The 18,835-nt window shown below is 62.1% G+C and carries 15 protein-coding genes; 9 read left to right on the forward strand and 6 right to left on the reverse strand.

All coding sequences use genetic code 11. The annotated features are described in order from the left end of the window. The first annotated feature begins 36 nt into the window (after positions 1-36). Together recJ and ACRESH_RS05680 are read left to right on the forward strand one after the other, a co-directional pair. A complete protein-coding gene (gene recJ, locus ACRESH_RS05675) occupies positions 37-1,746 on the forward strand; it encodes a single-stranded-DNA-specific exonuclease RecJ (protein WP_431741041.1) in 1,710 nt (569 codons plus the stop codon). A 117-nt stretch (positions 1,747-1,863) separates the two neighbouring features. Continuing rightward, complete coding sequence (locus ACRESH_RS05680) at positions 1,864-2,970, forward strand: NADH:flavin oxidoreductase/NADH oxidase (protein ID WP_431741042.1); 1,107 nt, start codon at positions 1,864-1,866, stop codon at positions 2,968-2,970. Positions 2,971-3,050: 80 nt separating this feature from the next. On the opposite strand, the gene ACRESH_RS05685 is transcribed toward ACRESH_RS05680, so the two are convergent. The 6 genes from ACRESH_RS05685 to ydcS form a co-directional block, all read right to left on the reverse strand. Next, entirely contained in the window at positions 3,051-4,913 is a 1,863-nt protein-coding gene (locus ACRESH_RS05685; RefSeq protein WP_431741043.1) for an NAD(P)-binding protein, read from the reverse strand. A 13-nt stretch (positions 4,914-4,926) separates the two neighbouring features. Next, the gene (locus ACRESH_RS05690) at positions 4,927-6,351 is read right to left on the reverse strand and encodes a gamma-aminobutyraldehyde dehydrogenase (RefSeq protein WP_431741044.1); all 1,425 of its coding nucleotides are present in this window, start codon (positions 6,349-6,351) and stop codon (positions 4,927-4,929) included. An 18-nt stretch (positions 6,352-6,369) separates the two neighbouring features. Continuing rightward, a complete protein-coding gene (locus tag ACRESH_RS05695) occupies positions 6,370-7,176 on the reverse strand; it encodes an ABC transporter permease (RefSeq protein ID WP_431741045.1) in 807 nt (268 codons plus the stop codon). Then, positions 7,166-8,080 (reverse strand): ABC transporter permease, encoded by a 915-nt coding sequence (locus tag ACRESH_RS05700; RefSeq protein ID WP_431741046.1) that lies wholly within the window; start codon positions 8,078-8,080, stop codon positions 7,166-7,168. Before ACRESH_RS05700 ends, ACRESH_RS05695 begins: the two co-directional genes overlap by 11 nt. Position 8,081: 1 nt before the next feature. Then, complete coding sequence (locus ACRESH_RS05705) at positions 8,082-9,122, reverse strand: ABC transporter ATP-binding protein (protein ID WP_431741047.1); 1,041 nt, start codon at positions 9,120-9,122, stop codon at positions 8,082-8,084. Between the two features lie 97 nt (positions 9,123-9,219). Next, positions 9,220-10,371, reverse strand: a complete 1,152-nt coding sequence (gene ydcS / locus ACRESH_RS05710; RefSeq protein ID WP_431741048.1) for a putative ABC transporter substrate-binding protein YdcS — start codon at positions 10,369-10,371, stop codon at positions 9,220-9,222. 216 nt (positions 10,372-10,587) lie between these two features. Here ydcS and ACRESH_RS05715 point away from each other — a divergent pair, with 216 nt between their 5' ends. The 7 genes from ACRESH_RS05715 (at position 10,588) to ACRESH_RS05745 (ending at position 18,828) form a co-directional block, all read left to right on the forward strand. After that, complete coding sequence (locus ACRESH_RS05715) at positions 10,588-11,316, forward strand: tellurite resistance TerB family protein (protein WP_431741049.1); 729 nt, start codon at positions 10,588-10,590, stop codon at positions 11,314-11,316. 129 nt (positions 11,317-11,445) lie between these two features. Next, on the forward strand, positions 11,446-13,068 hold the full coding sequence (locus ACRESH_RS05720) for a methyl-accepting chemotaxis protein (RefSeq protein WP_431741050.1): 1,623 nt from the start codon (positions 11,446-11,448) through the stop codon (positions 13,066-13,068). A gap of 7 nt (positions 13,069-13,075) precedes the next feature. Continuing rightward, positions 13,076-13,612: a chemotaxis protein CheW gene (locus tag ACRESH_RS05725; RefSeq protein WP_431741051.1), complete on the forward strand. Its 537-nt coding sequence runs from the start codon at positions 13,076-13,078 to the stop codon at positions 13,610-13,612. Further along, the gene (locus tag ACRESH_RS05730) at positions 13,609-14,871 is read left to right on the forward strand and encodes a CheR family methyltransferase (RefSeq protein WP_431741052.1); all 1,263 of its coding nucleotides are present in this window, start codon (positions 13,609-13,611) and stop codon (positions 14,869-14,871) included. Before ACRESH_RS05725 ends, ACRESH_RS05730 begins: the two co-directional genes overlap by 4 nt. Beyond that, on the forward strand, positions 14,868-15,530 hold the full coding sequence (locus ACRESH_RS05735; RefSeq protein WP_431741053.1) for a chemotaxis protein CheW: 663 nt from the start codon (positions 14,868-14,870) through the stop codon (positions 15,528-15,530). The genes ACRESH_RS05730 and ACRESH_RS05735 overlap by 4 nt, the downstream gene beginning before the upstream one ends. Further along, positions 15,527-17,818, forward strand: coding sequence for a hybrid sensor histidine kinase/response regulator (locus ACRESH_RS05740; RefSeq protein WP_431741054.1), 2,292 nt, complete (start codon positions 15,527-15,529; stop codon positions 17,816-17,818). Before ACRESH_RS05735 ends, ACRESH_RS05740 begins: the two co-directional genes overlap by 4 nt. Continuing rightward, entirely contained in the window at positions 17,815-18,828 is a 1,014-nt protein-coding gene (locus ACRESH_RS05745) for a chemotaxis response regulator protein-glutamate methylesterase (protein ID WP_431741055.1), read from the forward strand. Before ACRESH_RS05740 ends, ACRESH_RS05745 begins: the two co-directional genes overlap by 4 nt. Positions 18,829-18,835: the final 7 nt, after the last annotated feature.

The raw sequence follows: 18,835 nt of genomic DNA on the forward strand, positions 1-18,835 counted from the left end.
TTCCCCACCTACTCATAGAGAAGCCCTGACCGCCCCATGCGTATCGAACCGCGTCCCCTGCCAGCCACCTTGCCCTTCCTTGGCGACCTGCCGCCGCTGCTGACCCGCCTGTACGCCGCCCGTGGCGTGCAAAGTGCGGCGCAACTGGACAAAAGCCTGGCGCGCCTGCTGCCCTACCAGCAGCTCAAGGGCATCGACGCGGCGGTGGACCTGTTGGTCGAGGCCCTGGCCCAGCGCCAGCGCATTCTGATCGTTGGCGACTTCGATGCCGATGGCGCGACGGCCAGTACGGTGGGCGTGTTGGGCTTGCGCCTGTTGGGCGCGGCGCATGTCGATTACCTGGTGCCCAATCGCTTCGAATACGGCTACGGACTGACCCCGGAGATCGTCGAGGTCGCCCTCCAGCGCCAGCCGCAACTGCTGATTACCGTGGATAACGGCATCTCCAGCGTTGAAGGCGTGGCGGCGGCCAGGGCGGCCGGCTTGAAAGTGCTGGTCACCGATCACCACTTGCCAGGTCATGAACTGCCGGCGGCCGATGCCATCGTCAACCCCAACCAGCCGGATTGCGAGTTCCCGAGCAAGGCGCTGGCCGGGGTCGGGGTGATTTTCTATGTACTGATGGCCTTGCGCGCACGTTTGCGCAGCCTCGGGCACTACGACAATGCGCCACAACCGAATATCGGCGAACTGCTCGATCTGGTCGCATTGGGCAGCGTTGCTGACGTTGTGCCACTGGACGCCAACAACCGCATCCTGGTCCATCAGGGCCTCGAGCGGATCAGGGCAGGGCGGGTACGACCGGGACTCAAGGCCATCCTTGAGGTGGCCCGGCGTGATCATGCGCGGATCACTTCCACCGACCTTGGCTTTATTCTGGGGCCACGGCTCAATGCAGCCGGTCGCCTGGACGACATGAGCCTGGGCATCGAATGCCTGCTCAGCGACGACTTGAACCTGGCGCGGGAAATGGCTGGGCAACTGGACGAGTTGAACCAGGATCGCAAGTCCATCGAGCAAGGTATGCAGCGCGAGGCCCTGGCTCAGCTCAAGGACCTGCCGCTGGAATCGATGCCGTTTGGCCTGTGCCTGTTCGAACCGGACTGGCACCAGGGTGTGATCGGTATCCTTGCCTCGCGCCTCAAGGAACGCTACCACCGGCCTACCATTGCCTTTGCCGATGCCGGCGAAGGCATGCTCAAGGGCTCGGCCCGTTCGGTGCCAGGTTTTCACATCCGTGACGCCCTGGACGCCGTGGCGGCAGGCCATCCGCAACTGATCAGCAAATTCGGTGGCCATGCCATGGCTGCCGGGCTGTCGTTGCCTGCCGACAACTTCCCGGCCTTTGCCCAGGCATTCGACGAAGAAGTGCGCAGGCAATTGCGCGAAGACGACTTGACCGGTCGCTTGCTGTCCGATGGCTCCCTGGCTGTCGAAGAGTTTCACCTGGAATTGGCCCGCGCCCTGCGCCATGCCGGTCCCTGGGGCCAGCACTTCCCCGAGCCATTGTTTCACGGGGTGTTCCAGCTGGTCGAGCAGCGGGTGGTGGGGGAGCGGCACCTGAAAGTGGTGCTCAAGAGCGAGTGCGGCTCGGTCAAGCTCGATGGCATCGCCTTCGGTGTCGATCGCGAAGTCTGGCCCAACCCGACGGTGCGCTGGGTCGAACTGGCGTACAAGCTCGACGTCAACGAGTTCCGTGGCCAGGAAAGCGTGCAGCTGATGATCGCTCATATCGAGCCGCGCTGAACCCTGGGATCAAAGTGGTCTAGGCTCAGAATGATTGGTCGATGAACCTGCGGGGAAGATTCTGTGGTCGGCTGGTCAACCATCTGGAGCCTTACCACTTGATTTGAGAGGTGCCCCATGAGCCTGCTGCTTGCACCCTATACCCTGCGCCACCTGACCCTACCCAACCGCATCGCGGTTTCACCCATGTGCCAATACTCCAGTGTCGATGGCCTGGCCAATGACTGGCACTTGGTCCATCTGGGCAGCCGCGCGGTGGGCGGTGCCGGGCTGATCTTCACCGAAGCCACGGCGGTGACTGCCGACGGGCGGATCACCGCCCAGGATCTCGGGCTGTGGGACGACGCGCAGATCCCGCCGCTGCAGCGTATTACCCGTTTCATTATTGCTCAGGGCGCCGTTCCCGGCATTCAACTGGCGCATGCCGGACGCAAGGCCAGTACCTATCGGCCCTGGTTGGGCAAACAGGGTAGCGTCAAGCCAGCAGACGGCGGCTGGGTACCGATCGGTCCGTCAAAAATTGCCTTCGATCCGCAGCACACCGCGCCTGTCGAGATGAGCAAAGCGCAGATCGATGAGGTGATCCAGGCCTTCGTCGACGCCGCGCATCGTGCATTGAAGGCAGGTTTCAAAGTGGTTGAAGTGCATGCGGCGCATGGCTATCTGCTGCATCAGTTTCTGTCGCCGTTGAGCAACCAGCGACGTGATGAATACGGCAGCAATTTCGAAAATCGCATTCGCCTGACCTTGCAGGTGACTGAAGCGGTGCGGGAAGTCTGGCCGGAGGAGTTGCCGGTGTTCGTGCGGCTATCGGCTACCGACTGGGTTGAAGATGGCTGGAATCCGGATGAAACGGTGGAGTTGGCCAAGCGCTTGCGCAAATTAGGTGTGGACCTGATCGATGTGTCCTCCGGCGGCACTTCGGTGAACGCCGAGATTCCTACCGGGCCTGGGTACCAGACACAGTTTGCCGCCAAGGTGCGCGAAGAGTCGGGGATTGCCACGGGGACGGTCGGGATGATTACTGACTCGATGCAGGCCGAAACCATTTTGCGCACGGCGCAGGCCGATATCATTTTCCTGGCGCGAGAGCTGTTGCGTGATCCGTATTGGCCGCTGCACGCCGATGATGACCTGGGCGGCAACAAGGCGACCTGGCCGGCCCAGTATCAGCGCGCGACCAGTCGTGAACAGCCGATTCACGAGTCTGATCTGCGTGATTGAATCGCGGGGCAAGCCCGCTCCCACCGGTCCAGTGAAATCCCGGCGGGAGCGGGCTTGCACCGCGCTCCAGACGCTGCGGACTAAGTCAGCTCCCCTACAGCCCGCCACGCCTCATCAATCGCCGCATGAGCATAAGCGCTCCAGGCCGCATCCGAATTGGCAATGCTGACCTTGCCCACTAGTTTACGCGCCAGCTCCATCCACTGTTCGGTCTGTTCGGGATCGTCGTAAAGGGTGTTGGTAAAGCAAGCGTAACCGTGCGGCCAGCGGTTGACGGTAATCGCCAGAATGTCCCGGTTGTGGTCGAAGCCGCCAGGGCCGAGCATGCGCTGCAGTTGTTCGCGCAGCTGGCTTTCCAGCGTTTCAAATGGCGTGCCGTACAAGCGTCCACGTCCGGCGCGCGCCTGGTCGCGGCTGTTCATGCCGCTATCGGGGCTGGTCGGTACGTAGACCATGTGCAGGCCAATGGGCTGTGCCGGATCGCGTGGATGTTGGTAGCCACCCATGCTTACCGGGTAGTCCAGTTTGATGCGGCTATAGGGTTGGGTAGCGGCGTAGATTTCATGCACGCCGAGTTTCTGGAAGGCCTGCCAGTTGCGCACGATGACTTTGGTGTAGACCAGCGGAAACTTCACGTTCTGGCTCAGGGCATGGGCCTGCTCGGCCGACAGGTCGTGCAGCAGGTACGGGATCATCATGTGGTAGCAGGCCAGGACGCAGTGCTTGCCGCGCACCTGGGCCAATTGTCCGCCGCGGCTGTAGCCGATATTCACCGCGCCATCGAGATTGCGCACGCTGACCGCAGTGCTGTTCAGGCGTAGGCGTACCGGTTGCCCGGCACGGTCGAGCTGGCTGTAGTCGAAGTTGGCCAGGACGATGTCTTCCATGTCCTTGCCCGATGCCACTGCTGGGATCAGGCTGCGTACCAGCAAGCGCGCCAGCGAGGCATTGCCGTCGGGGAAATGGTAGATGTAGGGCTCTTCCATCTCCGCCTGAGCTTCCTCGCTGATCGGCTCCAGGTTCATCGCGGTAAAACCAGGAAAGCCGACATAGTAGGCATCAGCGGCGGCCACGGTATCGATGCTCAACGCCATGAAGTCGTTGGTACGGCCCTGGAAGTATTTCACCGCCGTAGGCGACAGGCCGACATCCTTGAGCAGGAAGTCCTGGTAGCTGGTGCGCTCCAGGTATGCAGTCTTGTCCTCCAGTGATTTGCCGGCCAGGTAATCCCTGGGCGTTTCGTGCAGGTCGATCAAGGCCTTTCGATCGTTTTCGGGCAGGGGGAAGTCGTTGATGAAGTCACGGATCGAGCGGGCATTGAGCTGCTCGGGGGCGATATCGTCGGCGACCATAGGCGTCGGGTCGCCGGTCACCAGTTTGTCTTCGCCGAAGCTCTCTTGGTCGAAGAACACCCCGCGTGACAGACCCAGGTCCGGATAGAAACTGCGGTCGAAGGCAGATTCGAAGCGCTTGATATCCACCCCGAGCTTTTTCAGCAGATCGTTGACCTCGGTGCTGTACAGGTGGTTGGGTGACTGCAAGGCTTCGCTGCCACCGTAGCCGAGAATCATCCGTCCACCGGCGCTGAATTCGTTGCGCTTGGCATGACCGCCGAAATCGTCATGATTTTCGAGAATGAGGATTTTGGCCGCGGGGAATTTTTCCCGATAGAAAAACGCCGCCGAGAGCCCGCTGATCCCACCACCGACCACCACCAGGTCGTACTCCTCGCTGATTGGCAGGGCGTCAGTGGCGAAGCTCTTTTTCTCCCAGCCCATCTGGTGCGCAACTTCGAAGGCGCCGACATGGCTGCCACGCAGCCCGGTCAATGCCGGCGGGTAGTAGCGCCCGCTCTCGGCAGCTTGCAGCAGTTGCAGCGGGGTCAGGCCCGCTGCAATGCCGATAGCGACGCCATTGATGAAGTCGCGTCGGGTAATTTCCATGGGTTTCCTTACCTTAGTGTTTGAACATCACATGCCGAATGCAGGTGTAGTCTTCCAGTCCGTACATGGACATATCCTTGCCGTAGCCAGACAGTTTCTGACCGCCGTGGGGCATTTCGCTGACCAGCATAAAGTGCGTGTTAACCCAGGTACAGCCGTACTGCAGGCGTGCCGAGACACGGTGGGCGCGCCCTGCATCGCGGGTCCAAAGCGAAGAGGCCAAACCATAATCCGAGTCATTGGCCCACGCCAGGGCTTGGGCTTCATCGTCGAAACGGGTGACGGAGACCACCGGGCCGAAGACTTCGCGCCGGACGATCTCGTCATCCTGCCGGGCATCAGCCAGTACGGTCGGCTCAAAGAAGAAACCGTCGCCAGGCACGGCCTTGCCGCCGGTGATCAGGCGGATATGCGGCTGGGCAATGGCGCGCTCGACCATGGCGGCGACGCGGTCACGATGCTGGGCGGTGATCAATGGGCCGAGCTCGGTCTGCGGGTCGTTTTGCAACCCGTGTTTGATACTGGCCACGGCCTTGCCGAGCGTTTCCACGAACTGCTCGTATATGCCGCTCTGGGCATAGATGCGGCAGGCTGCGGTGCAATCCTGGCCGGCGTTGTAGAAACCAAAGGTGCGGATGCCTTCGACGGCAGCGTCGATATCGGCGTCATCGAAGATGATCACCGGGGCCTTGCCGCCAAGCTCCATGTGCATGCGTTTTACGCTTTCAGCGGTGCTGGCAATGATCTTGGCGCCGGTGGCGATGGAGCCGGTCAGCGACACCATGCGCACTTTCGGATGGCTGACCAGTGATGTGCCGACACTCGGTCCGCGGCCAAAGAGGATATTGAGCACGCCTGCGGGAAAGATCTCGGCGGCCAGCTGCGCCAGGCGCAGCGCCGTGAGTGGTGTCTGTTCCGAAGGCTTGAGCACCACGGTGTTGCCTGCTGCCAGAGCCGGAGCGACCTTCCAGGCGACCATCATCAGCGGGTAGTTCCATGGTGCGATGGAGGCGACCACGCCGAGCGGGTCGCGGCGAACCATTGAGGTGTGTCCGGGCAAGTATTCACCGGCCGCAGAACCACCCAGGCAGCGGGTGGCCCCGGCGAAGAAACGGAATACATCGGCAATCGCCGGGATCTCGTCGTTGAGAGCCGCGGCATAGGGTTTGCCGCAGTTGTCCGACTCCAGCCGGGCCAATTCCTCACCATGGGCCTCGATGCTGTCCGCCAGTTTCAGCAACAGCAGCGAGCGCTCCTTGGGGGTGGTTTGTGCCCAGCTTGCGAAGGCATGGTCGGCGGCGCGCACGGCAGCATCGACCTGGACCTCGCTGGCCTCGTTGATCTCCACCAGTACGCTACCCAGGGCCGGGTTGAGTACCGCCACAGCGTTGCCTTCGCCAGCAACCAGTTGGCCATTGATCAGCAGTCGGGTTTGCATCGTTACGTCCTCCTAGAGTTATTTGCCACTGCCGGCAACGCTTTCGCCGCCGCGGCTCAGGTAATAGGCGCCAAGGATCGGCAACATGGTCACCAGCATGACCAGCATGGCGACCACATTGGTCACCGGCACGTCCCGAGGCCGGCTGAGCTGGTTGAGCAACCAGATCGGCAAGGTCCGTTCGTGACCGGCGGTAAAGGTGGTGACGATGATTTCATCGAACGACAGGGCAAAGGCCAGCATGCCGCCGGCCAACAGGGCCGAGCCGAGGTTGGGCAGGATGATGTAGCGGAAGGTTTGCCAGCCATCGGCGCCGAGGTCCATCGAGGCCTCGATCAGGCTGTGGGAGGTGCGGCGCAGGCGGGCGATGACATTGTTGTAGACGATCACCACACAAAACGTTGCGTGGCCGACGACGATGGTGAAGATGCCTGGCTCGATACCCAGGGTCTTGAATGCCGAAAGCAGGGCGATGCCGGTAATGATCCCGGGCAGCGCGATCGGCAGGATCAGCATCAGCGAGATGCTTTCCTTGCCAAAAAAGCTGCGCCGGTACAGGGCCGCCGACGCCAAGGTGCCCAACACCAGGGCGATCAGCGTGGCCAGGCAGGCAACCTGCAGCGACAGCGTGATCGACTCCAGCACATCGGGCCGGGAAAAGGCCACGCTGAACCACTTCAAGGTAAAGCCCTGGGGCGGGAAGCTGAACGCCGCATCCTGAGTGTTGAAGGCATAGAGAAAGATGATCAGGATCGGGAAGTGCAGGAACACTAACCCGCCCCAGGCCGCCAGGCGCAGGCCCCAGGACGCGCGCTCAGAGTGCATCGAAAGCCCCCAGGCGTTTGACCATGGACAGGTAGATGGCGATCAGCACGATCGGCACCAGGGTGAAGGCGGCGGCCATAGGCATGTTGCCGATGGCGCCTTGTTGGGCGTAGACCATGCTGCCGATGAAGTAGCCAGGTGGGCCGACCAGTTGCGGCACGATGAAGTCGCCCAGGGTCAGCGAGAAGGTGAAGATGGAGCCGGCAGCAATGCCCGGCACCGATAGCGGCAGGATGACCTGCATGAAGGTTTGCCGGGGTTTGGCGCCCAGATCCGCCGAGGCTTGCAGCAGCGACGGCGGCAGGCGCTCCAGGGACGCCTGGATGGGCAGGACCATGAACGGCAGCCAGATGTACACAAACACCAGAAAGCGCCCCAGGTGCGATGTCGACAGGGTGCTGCCGCCGACTCCGGGGATGCCCAGTATGAACTGCAGCAAGGGTTCCAGGTTGAGCTGCTGGACGAACCACTGCGCCACGCCGCCTTTGGCCAGCAGCAAGGTCCAGGCATAGGCCTTGACGATGTAGCTGGCCCACATCGGCATCATCACCGCGATATAGAAGAACGCCTTGGTCTTGCCGCTGGTGTAGCGGGCCATGTAGTAGGCGATCGGAAAGGCCAGGGTGGCGCTGGCGATCGACACGGCAATGGCCATGCCCAGGGTGCGCAGGATGATGTCGAAGTTTGCTGGGTTGAACAGGGCGGCGAAGTTGGCCAGGGTCAACACCGGGGTGACCGCCATGGTGAAGTCATCGAAGGTGTAGAAACCCTGCCAGAGCAGGCTCAGCAACGAGCCGAGGTAGATGGCACCGAACCAGATCAGCGGCGGTATCAGCAACAGCGCCAGGTAGAGGTTGGGCCGTCGGTAGAGCAGGTTGGAGAGGCGTCGCAGGGCGAGGTTCATCTTACTGCCCCTCGCTCAGGACAGTTTCCTGCAGTGATGTCATCGCTTCCCGTGCCCAGCGAGCCTGCAGGCGTTGACCAGTCTGCCAGGGCACGGCCTGTTCCTGCCATTGATTATTGGCCTGGCTGACACAGAGCAGTTGACCGTTGTCCAGTTTCAGCTCGTAGCGGGTGGCGCTGCCCTGGTACTGGATATCGTGCAGCAGGCCGCTGATCTGGATTTCATCGCTGGCGGCGGGCTGCTCGCCTAGACGAATGTGTTCCGGGCGAATCGAGAAGGGCCGTTGGCTGCCGTTCAACTGCGCAGCCAGCTCACCACGCAATACATTGGAGGTGCCGACAAACTCGGCTACAAAAGTGGTGGCCGGTTTCATGTAAAGGTTGCGCGGCGTATCGACCTGCTCGATGCGGCCGCGGTTGAACACCGCGACCCGGTCGGACATCGACAGGGCCTCGGTCTGGTCATGGGTGACGAAAATGAAGGTGATGCCCAGCTGGCGCTGCAGCTTCTTCAGCTCACCTTGCATCTGTTCGCGCAGCTTCAGATCCAGCGCACCCAGGGGTTCGTCGAGCAGCAGCACGCGCGGGCGATTGACCAGTGCCCGGGCCAGGGCCACGCGTTGGCGCTGACCGCCGGACAACTGCACCGGCTTGCGCTGTCCGTAACCGTCCAGGGCCACCATGGCCAGGGCTTCTTCGGCCCGGGTCAGACGCTCCTGCTTGCCCACACCCTTGACCTTCAGACCGTAGGCGACGTTATCGCGCACGTTCATGTGCGGGAACAGGGCGTAGTCCTGGAATACCGTGTTGACGTCGCGCTGGTACGGCGGCAGCCCCGCCGCCTCGGCGCCGTGGATGCGGATGGAGCCGGCGCTGGGTTGTTCGAAGCCGGCAATCAGGCGCAGGCAGGTGGTCTTGCCCGACCCTGAAGGGCCGAGCATCGAGAAAAATTCGCCGTCATGAATGTCGATGGACACGCGGTCGACGGCCTTGACCTCGGCGAAGCTGCGGGAAACGTCGGTGAACTGGACTGCAAGGGGCATGATGCCAAGCTCCGGCGAAATTGATGTGCTCGCATCGCTGGCAAGACCAACTCCCACAGGGATCTTTGTAGGAGCCGGCATTGCCGGCGATAGGGCTTTAACGCCCCCCCATGATCGCTATGTAGTCCTGGGTCCAGCGGCTATACGGCACAAACTTGCCCCCCTCAGCCTGCGGGGTTTTCCAGAAGGCGATCTTGTCGAAGTTGTCAAAGCCATTGGCCTTGCAGCCATCGGCACCCAGCAACGCGCTGCCGGAGCACGCTGCCGGAACCGCAGGCAGCGAGCCGAACCAGGCCGCCACGTCGCCCTGGACCTTGGGTTGCAACGACCAGTCCATCCATTTGTAGGCGCAGTTGGGGTGCTTGGCATCGGCATGCAGCATGGTGGTGTCGGCCCAGCCGGTGGCACCTTCCTTGGGAATGGTCGAAGACACGGGCTGCTTGTCGGCCTTCAGGGTGTTGACCATATAGCCCCAGGAGCTGGAGGCGACCACGCCCTCGTTCTTCACGTCGCTCATCTGCACGGTTGCATCATGCCAGTAGCGATGGACCAGCGGTTGTTGCTGGCGTAGCAGATCGAGCACGGCCTGGTACTGAGTCTCGTTGAGTTCGTAGGGGTTGTGGATGCCCAACTCAGGCTTGGCCGACTTCAGGTACAGCGCTGCGTCGGCGATGTAGATCGGCCCGTCGTAGGCCTGGACCCGACCTTTGTTCGGCTTGCCGTCGGGCAGGTTTTGTGGCTCGAAGACCACGCCCCAGCTGCTGGGCGCTTCCTTGAATACGCTGGTGTTGTACAGCAAGACGTTGGGGCCCCACTGGTAAGGGGTGCCATATACCTGTTTATCCACCACATACCAGGCGCCGTCCTTGAGGCGCGGGTCAAGGCTCTTCCAGTTCGGGATCAGCGCGGTGTTGATCGGTTGAATCCGCTTGCCGGCGATCAGGCGCAGCGAGGCGTCGCCCGAGGCGGTGACCAGGTCGTAACCGCCCTTGGTCATCAAACTGACCATCTCATCGGAGGTGGCGGCGGTCTTGACGCTGACTTTGCAGCCAGTTTCCTTCTCGAAGCCGCTGACCCAGTCGTAGGCCTTGTCACTTTCACCGCGCTCGATGTAGCCGGGCCAGGCGACAATATCCAACTGGCCTTCGCCGGCACCTACGGCTGTCAGAGGTTCAGCGGCCTGCAGGCTGGCGCTGGCCAGCAAGGCGCTACTCAGGGTGCTGAGCAAGGTGATCTTGTTCACGAACATGGTGTTCCCTCTTGTTCAAATTATGATCGGGGCAGTCATGAATGCGCTGGCACATCCTTTTAAGCGTAGTGCTGATATTCGGGTCTATTCCAGTTGCTGGTTCAGCCATGTCGTTTTTTGCACAGTGCGGGCAACATCTGGAAGCAAATACATTCAGCTTTGATTCAGCTTGCGGCAGTACTCTTGGGGTTTATTTACCCTCCCAGGAGATGCCCGATGAACACCCGTGGCTTGCTCGATCAACTGCTCAAATCCGGTCAGGACCTGCTGCAGAACCAGGCTGGCAAAAGCGCTGCCGGCAAACCCGGCGCAACGGGCGGGCTTGGCGACCTGCTTGGCGGCAAAGGTGGCGGTGGCCTGGGCAGCCTGCTTTCCGGTGCCGGGGGCGGGGCCCTGGCGGCAGACGCCATGGGCCTGCTGATGGGCAGCAAAAAAGCGCGCAAATACGGAGGCAAAGCCCTGACCTATGGCGGCCTGGCGGCGCTCGGGGTGCTGGCGTACAAGGCTTACGGCAATTGGCAGGCCAAGCAGGGCGCCACGGCGCAGGGTGAACCCCAGACCCTCGATCGCTTGCCGCCTGCCCAGATCGAGCAGCACAGCCAGGCGATCCTCAAGGCGTTGGTGGCAGCGGCCAAGTCCGATGGCCATGTTGATGAGCGCGAACGGGCGCTGATCGAGGGCGAATTCGTCAAACTCTCCAACGACCAGGAGCTACAGCACTGGCTGCACGCAGAACTCAACAAACCCCTGGATCCGGCCGATGTGGCACGGGCCGCCAGCACGCCGGAGATGGCCGCCGAGATGTACATTGCCAGCGTCATGCTGGTGGACGAGGAGCATTTCATGGAACGTGCCTACCTGGACGAACTGGCCCGTCAGCTGAAGCTCGATCCAGCCTTGAAAATCGAACTGGAGCATCAGGTGAAACAGGCCATCGGTCAATGATTACGGGCGAGTGACCAGGATGATGTCACTTTGCTCCGGTCCGACCTGAAAGTCAGTCGCAAAAGCCCACAGTGCCTGGGCTATACTCGCCCCATTTTTCTGCTCGCGTAGAACACTTGAGGGCTGACTGTGAAAAACTGGACCTTGCGCCAACGGATCCTGGCGAGCTTCGCCGTGGTGATCGCCATCATGCTGTTGATGGTGGTTGCTGCCTTCTCGCGTGTGGTGGCTATCAAGACCGACGAAGAAGCGGTACGGACCGACAGCATCCCCGGGCTCTACTACAGCTCGATGATCCGCAGTGCCTGGGTCGACAGTTACGTGTTGACCCAGCAACTGGTGGGTCTGAGCGGCCAGCGTGAGCTCACCTCGGCCGACAAGGCGCTGTACAAGGAATCCGAAGATCGCCTCAAGCAGCACATGGCCAGCTATCAGGGGACCATCCAGGCTGCCGACGATCAGGCCAACTTCGATGAGTTCGGCCGCCTCGAAGACGTCTATATGAAGGCCATCGACACAGTGCTTGAAGCCTATGCTCGCAAGGACTACGCCCAAGCCCAACGCCTGATCGATGAAGTGTTGACCCCGGCCTGGAATACTGGCCGCAACCACCTGAATGTCGTAATCGAACACAATCGCCGTTCGGCCGACGAGGCGGCCAACTCGATCGTCGATGCAGTGAATGCGGCCAAGGTCAGCATGATCATTTCCCTGGTCCTGGCGATCATTGCCGCAGCCATTTGCGGTTTGCTGCTGATGCGCGCCATCACCGCGCCCATGCAACGTATCGTGCATGCCCTGGACAAACTCAGCAGCGGCGACCTCAGCGTGCGCATGAAGCTGGACCGCAAGGACGAGTTCGGCGCCGTGGAAACCGGCTTCAACGAAATGATGGGCGAACTGACCAACCTGGTGTCCCAGGCCCAGCGCTCTTCGGTGCAAGTGACCACCTCGGTGACCGAGATCGCTGCGACCTCCAAGCAACAGCAGGCGACCGCCACCGAAACCGCTGCCACCACTACGGAAATTGGTGCCACCTCGCGGGAAATCGCGGCCACCTCCCGTGATCTGGTACGGACCATGACCGAGGTCACCTCGGCCGCCGACCAGGCTTCGATCCTCGCAGGCTCTGGTCAGCAAGGTCTGGCGCGCATGGAAGAGACCATGCACCAGGTGATGGGCGCTGCCGATCTGGTCAACAACAAGCTGGCAATCCTCAACGAGAAGGCTGGCAACATCAATCAGGTGGTGGTGACAATCGTCAAGGTTGCCGACCAGACCAACCTGCTCTCGCTCAACGCCGCCATTGAGGCGGAAAAGGCCGGCGAGTACGGCCGTGGCTTTGCCGTGGTCGCCACCGAGGTCCGGCGCCTGGCCGACCAGACCGCCGTGGCCACCTACGACATCGAACAGATGGTCCGCGAGATCCAGTCGGCAGTGTCTGCCGGGGTCATGGGCATGGACAAGTTCTCCGAAGAAGTACGCCGAGGCATGTTCGAAGTGCAGCAGGTCGGTGAACAGCTGACCCAGATCATCCAGCAGGTCCAGGCCCTGGCGCCGCGGGTGCTGATGGTCAATGAGGGGATGCAGGCCCAGGCCACCGGCGCCGAGCAGATCAATCACGCCCTGGCGCAGTTGGGCGATGCCAGCAGTCAGACCGTCGAGTCGCTGCGCCAGGCCAGCTTTGCCATCGATGAGTTGAGTCAGGTTGCGAGCGGCCTGCGTGGCGGCGTATCGCGGTTCAAAGTCTGACCCGCCGATGAACGACCTTCAGCCCCGCCGCAGCCAGGACGCGAGCTCTCACGGGACCTTGCACCTGTTGTTCAGAATGGGTGAGCAACGTTTTGCCCTCGACGCCCATGAAGTCGCCGAGGTATTGCCGCGCTTGCCGCTCAAACCCATTGCCCATACACCGGCCTGGGTCGCCGGGGTGCTGGTTCATCGCGGTGCACTGGTGCCGGTGATTGACGTCGGGGCTTTGAGTTTCGGCTTGCCGGCACCCGTGCGCACCAGTACCCGCCTGGTGCTGGTGCACTACCGGGTCGAGCCGCTGCGGCCAGACCTGTTGTTGGGGCTGATTCTTGAACAGGCCACTGACACCTTGCGTTGCCGACCGGACGAGTTCCAACCCTACGGTCTGGACAATCACCAGGCGCCGTACCTGGGGCCGGTGCGCAAGGACGCCCAGGGGCTAGTGCAACGCATCAGCGTGCAGGACCTGCTCAGCGACGCTGTGCGCACGCTGCTCTACCCCTTGCCTGAAGAACAGGCGAGTGTGCATCGGGAGCAGCGATGAGCAACGAACAGCGTTTTTTCCGTTTCTTGCAACAGCGCATCGGTCTGGACGTCGCCTCGGTCGGCGCGCCCATGGTCGAACGTGCGCTACGCCAGCGCTGCGCCGCATTGGATGCCTGCGACCTGGATGACTACTGGCTGCGGTTGCAACAGTCGACGGAGGAACAACAGGCGCTTATCGAAGCGGTGATCGTTCCCGAGACCTGGTTCTTTCGCTATCCGGAATCGTTCACGGCCCTGGCAGGCCTTGCCAGCAAACGTCTGGCCGAACTGGCGGGGGCGCGGCCACTGCGGATCCTCAGCTTGCCGTGCTCCACCGGCGAGGAGCCTTACTCCATCGCCATGACGCTGCTTGACGCCGGCATTGCCGGACACGCGTTCCGGGTCGATGGCATGGACATCAGCCCCCTCTCGGTCAACCGGGCCGACCAGGGGCTGTATGGGCGCAATTCCTTTCGCGGCTCGCACCTGGAGTTCCGCCAGCGGCATTTTGATGAAACCGACGACGGCCACGTTGTACATGAACGAGTGCGCCAGCAGGTCAAACTGCAGGTGGGCAACGTGCTTGACCCTGCATTGAATACCCTGGCAGGCAGTTATGACTTTGTGTTCTGCCGCAATCTGCTGATCTATTTCGATGTGCCGACCCAGAAGCGGGTGTTTGAAGTGCTCAAGAGCCTGATCCACGAACAGGGCGTATTGTTCATCGGGCCGGCCGAAGGCAGCCTGTTGGCGAGGATGGGCATGCGCCCGCTGGGTATCGCCCAATCCTTTGCTTATGTGCGCCAGACTGAAAGCGCGCCTGCATTCAACAGCAAGCCGGTGGTAATCGCGCCGATGCCGCCACCCGTCAGCAATGTACCGCGCCCGTCGCCAATGCCTGCGCGCAAGCTCAGGGTCGTTGCACCGTCAGCCCAGGCCCGACCCGCAGCGCCTGACAGCAGTGCCGAACTGCTGGCGCAGATTGCCCGGTTGGCCAATGCCGGTAGTAGCGCCGAGGCTCAGGCCGCGTGTACACGCTACCTGCAGCAGTACCCACCGCATGCCCAGGTGTTCTACTGGCTGGGCCTGCTCAGTGATACCGCCGGCGACAGCGGCGAGGCGCTCAGTCATTACCGTAAGGCGCTGTATCTCGATCCGCAGCATGCCGAGGCATTGGCACACCTGGCGGCATTGCTTGCGTCCCAGGGCGATACCGCCGGCGCCCGTCGCCTGCAGGAGCGCGCTGCACGGCGGGCCGGGCGGGAGTCTGAACAATGATCGGAGACGAACAGGTGCAAGTTGTTGCCACTGATGCCGCCACCATTGACGACTGCTGGAATCGTATCGGTGTGCGCGGTGATAAAAGCTGCCCGTTGCTGGTCGAACATATCCATTGCCGCAATTGCGCTGTCTATGCGAGCGCTGCAACACGCCTGCTGGACCGCTACTCGCTGTCCCAGCAAGCCCATGAGCGGGGGTACGTGCAGGAGGAGGGCGCAGGTCGCTCGATGCTGCTGTTCCGTCTGGGGGAGGAGTGGCTGGCGCTGGCGACCCGCTGCCTGGTCGAGGTCGCCCCGTTGCAGCCGGTGCATTCGCTGCCCCACCAACGCTCGCGGGTATTGCAAGGCGTAGCCAATGTGCGCGGCGCCCTGGTGCCGTGCCTGTCGCTGGCAGACCTGCTTGGCCTGGAAGTGCCCGGCAATGGCAGCAGCTCGACCCGGGTCATGCCGCGCATGCTGATCCTTGCCGCCGCCGGTGGTTCGGTGGTGGTGCGAGTGGATGAAGTTGAAGGTATTCACGGCCTGGACCCCGAGCGCCTGGTGCCCGAACAGGGCGAAGCGCGCTTTACCGCAGCGGTGCTGCAGTGGCGCGAGCGCAGCGTGCGGGTGCTGGATGAAGAACAAGTGCTGTCTGCTGTGAACCGGAGCCTTTCATGACCCCAGAGCAAATGCGGGATGCGTCGTTGCTCGAATTGTTCAGCCTGGAGGCCGAGGCCCAGACCCAGGTGCTCAGCGCCGGCCTGCTGGCACTTGAGCGCAATCCGACCCAGGCCGACCAGTTGGAAGCCTGCATGCGGGCGGCCCACTCGCTCAAGGGCGCTGCGCGAATCGTGGGTGTCGATGCCGGGGTCAGCGTTGCCCATGTGCTGGAAGATTGCCTGGTCGGTGCCCAGGAAGGCCGGTTGCTGCTGCGTGCCGAGCATATCGATGCCTTGCTGCAAGGCACTGACCTGCTGATGCGCATCGCCACGCCTGGTGATGTGACGCTGGAGCCTGCGGTACAGGCATTTTTGCTGCAGATGGCCGTTCTGCTGGACCCTGCTGCCACGCCGCTGGTGGCCGTGCCCAGTACGCCGATGACGATGTCTGTGCCGGAGCCCTTGCCGCCGATGGCAGAGCCTGCGATCGAGCCAGCACTCCTTGACGCCGAACCCGAGACACCCTCGCAGCGTAAGGGTAAACATACCGCTGAAGGCGGCGAGCGGATCTTGCGGGTCACTGCCGAACGCTTGAACAGTCTGCTCGACTTGTCGAGCAAGTCGCTGGTCGAAACCCAGCGGTTCAAACCGTACCTGGCCACCTTGCAGCGCCTCAAACGCATGCACGGCCAAAGCATTCGTGCCCTCGATGGGCTGAAAAACCAGCTGCAAACCAGTGGCCAGAGCGCGGAAATACAGGAAGCCCTGGCCCAGGCCCAGCAGCTGTTGGGGCAAACCCAGCAGATCCTTCTGCAACAGGCTGCCGACCTTGATGAGTTCGGCTGGCAGGCCAGTCAGCGCGCGCAATTGCTTTACGACACAGCCCTGGCCTGCCGCATGCGTCCATTTGCCGATGTGCTGACCGGACAGAGCCGAATGGTCCGTGACCTGGGGCGTTCGCTGGGCAAACAGGTGCGCCTGGAGATCGAAGGCGAAAAGACCCAGGTTGATCGCGACGTCCTGGAAAAACTCGAAGCCCCATTGACCCACTTGCTGCGCAACGCCGTCGACCATGGCGTCGAGCTGCCTGAACGCCGGCTGCTGGCCGGCAAGCCGCTGGAAGGGCAGATTCGCTTGCGCGCATCGCATCAGGCTGGCCTGCTGGTGCTGGAGCTTAGCGATGACGGTGCTGGTGTTGATTTGCAGCGATTGCGCCAGAGCATCATCGAGCGCCAACTGTCTCCGGCGCAAACCGTGGCGCAGATGAGCGAAACGGAGCTTCTGACGTTCCTGTTCCTGCCCGGTTTCAGCCTGCGTGACCAGGTCACCGAGGTCTCCGGGCGCGGTGTCGGCCTGGACGTGGTGCAACATATGGTGCGCCAGCTGCGCGGCTCCATCGTGCTGACCCAGGTCAGTGGGCAGGGCAGTAGTTTTCACCTGGAAGTACCGCTGACCCTATCGGTGGTGCGCAGCCTGGTGGTCGAGGTCGCTGCCGAGGCCTATGCCTTTCCCCTGGCGCATATCGAACGCACCCTGGAACTGCCGGCTGAGGCCATCGTGCAGATCGAGGGGCGTCAGCACTTCTGGCATGAAGGCCGGCACATCGGCTTGGTCGCGGCCAGCCAGTTGCTCAATCGGCCGCCGAACCAGGCCGATGGGCAGACTATCAAAGTGGTGGTCATCCGCGAGCGTGACATGCTCTATGGCGTGGCGGTCGAGCGCCTGATCGGCGAGCGCGTGCTGGTGGTGATGCCGCTCGACGCACGATTGGGCAAGATTCAGGATATTTCATCCGGCGCCCTGCTCGATGATGGCAGCGTGGTGCTGATCATCGACGTTGAAGACTTGCTGCGATCGGTCGATAAGCTACTCACTACCGGTCGTCTGGAGCGGATTGAGCGCGGCCAGCGCAACACCCGCGAGGCGGCGCGCAAGCGTGTCCTGGTGGTTGATGACTCGCTGACCGTGCGCGAACTGCAGCGCAAGCTGCTGAGCAATCGCGGTTACGAGGTGGCGGTCGCGGTCGATGGCATGGACGGTTGGAACGCCTTGCGCAGCGAGGATTTCGACCTGCTGATCACCGACATCGACATGCCGCGTATGGATGGTATCGAGCTGGTCACCTTGTTGCGTCGCGACAACCGCCTGCAGACACTGCCGGTCATGGTGGTCTCCTACAAGGACCGTGAAGAAGATCGCCGCCGTGGGCTGGACGCTGGAGCCGACTACTATTTGGCAAAGGCCAGTTTCCACGATGACGCCTTGCTGGATGCTGTGGTCGAGTTGATCGGGGGAGCCCAGGGATGAAGATCGCTATCGTCAACGACATGCCCATGGCCGTAGAGGCCTTGCGTCGAGCGTTGGCGTTCGAGCCGATGCACCGGGTGATCTGGGTGGCCGGCAACGGCGCCGAGGCGGTGAAGCTGTGCGCCGAGCAGAGGCCGGACCTGATCCTGATGGATCTGATCATGCCGGTCATGGATGGCGTCGAGGCGACCCGGCTGATCATGGCCGAGACACCCTGCGCAATCGTGATTGTCACGGTGGACCGTCAGCAGAACGTCCACCGTGTATTCGAAGCCATGGGCCATGGTGCGTTGGACGTGGTCGATACTCCAGCTCTGGGTGCTGGCGATCCCAAGGAGGCGGCCGCGCCATTGCTGCGCAAGATCCTCAATATTGGCTGGTTGATCGGCCAGCAGCAGAGCAACAACTCGCGTTCAATTGAGATGCCTTTGCGTAAGGTGGCACAGCGTCAGGGGCTGGTGGCCATCGGCTCGTCGGCGGGTGGTCCGGCAGCCCTGGAAGTCTTGCTCAAGGGCTTGCCTCGGGAGTTCCCTGCCGCCATTGTGCTGGTCCAGCACGTTGATCAGGTGTTTGCCGCAGGCATGGCTGAATGGCTCAGCAGTGCCTCGGGCTTATCGGTGCGACTGGCCTGTGAGGGTGAGCCGCCACAACCCGGACAGGTGTTGTTGGCAGGCACCAACCACCACATCCGCCTGCTCAAGAACGGCACCCTGGCTTACACCGCTGAACCTGTCAACGAGATCTACCGACCTTCGATCGACGTATTTTTTGAAAGCGTAGCCCGTTATTGGCGCGGAGACGCGGTTGGCGTGCTGTTGACCGGTATGGGCCGCGATGGCGCCCAGGGCCTGAAACTGATGCGCCAGCAGAACTTCCTGACCATTGCTCAGGACCAACACAGCAGCGCCGTTTACGGTATGCCCAAGGCTGCGGCGGCAATAGACGCCGCAAAGGAAATTCGCCCTCTGGAGCGGATCGCTGCACGATTGATGGAAATTTTTCCAAAATGACGATATG

The sequence above is a fragment of the Pseudomonas sp. genome, from assembly GCF_050739775.1.
Taxonomy (GTDB): domain Bacteria; phylum Pseudomonadota; class Gammaproteobacteria; order Pseudomonadales; family Pseudomonadaceae; genus Aquipseudomonas.

Excerpts from the sequence above, each read along its gene's own strand:
- recJ (WP_431741041.1), top strand. The coding sequence starts at position 37 with ATGCGTATCGAACCGCGTCCCCTGCCAGCCACCTTGCCCTTCCTTGGC.
- ACRESH_RS05680 (WP_431741042.1), top strand. The coding sequence starts at position 1,864 with ATGAGCCTGCTGCTTGCACCCTATACCCTGCGCCACCTGACCCTACCC.
- ACRESH_RS05685 (WP_431741043.1), bottom strand. The coding sequence starts at position 4,913 with ATGGAAATTACCCGACGCGACTTCATCAATGGCGTCGCTATCGGCATT.
- ACRESH_RS05690 (WP_431741044.1), bottom strand. The coding sequence starts at position 6,351 with ATGCAAACCCGACTGCTGATCAATGGCCAACTGGTTGCTGGCGAAGGC.
- ACRESH_RS05695 (WP_431741045.1), bottom strand. The coding sequence starts at position 7,176 with ATGCACTCTGAGCGCGCGTCCTGGGGCCTGCGCCTGGCGGCCTGGGGC.
- ACRESH_RS05700 (WP_431741046.1), bottom strand. The coding sequence starts at position 8,080 with ATGAACCTCGCCCTGCGACGCCTCTCCAACCTGCTCTACCGACGGCCC.
- ACRESH_RS05705 (WP_431741047.1), bottom strand. The coding sequence starts at position 9,122 with ATGCCCCTTGCAGTCCAGTTCACCGACGTTTCCCGCAGCTTCGCCGAG.
- ydcS (WP_431741048.1), bottom strand. The coding sequence starts at position 10,371 with ATGTTCGTGAACAAGATCACCTTGCTCAGCACCCTGAGTAGCGCCTTG.
- ACRESH_RS05715 (WP_431741049.1), top strand. The coding sequence starts at position 10,588 with ATGAACACCCGTGGCTTGCTCGATCAACTGCTCAAATCCGGTCAGGAC.
- ACRESH_RS05725 (WP_431741051.1), top strand. The coding sequence starts at position 13,076 with ATGAACGACCTTCAGCCCCGCCGCAGCCAGGACGCGAGCTCTCACGGG.
- ACRESH_RS05730 (WP_431741052.1), top strand. The coding sequence starts at position 13,609 with ATGAGCAACGAACAGCGTTTTTTCCGTTTCTTGCAACAGCGCATCGGT.
- ACRESH_RS05735 (WP_431741053.1), top strand. The coding sequence starts at position 14,868 with ATGATCGGAGACGAACAGGTGCAAGTTGTTGCCACTGATGCCGCCACC.
- ACRESH_RS05740 (WP_431741054.1), top strand. The coding sequence starts at position 15,527 with ATGACCCCAGAGCAAATGCGGGATGCGTCGTTGCTCGAATTGTTCAGC.
- ACRESH_RS05745 (WP_431741055.1), top strand. The coding sequence starts at position 17,815 with ATGAAGATCGCTATCGTCAACGACATGCCCATGGCCGTAGAGGCCTTG.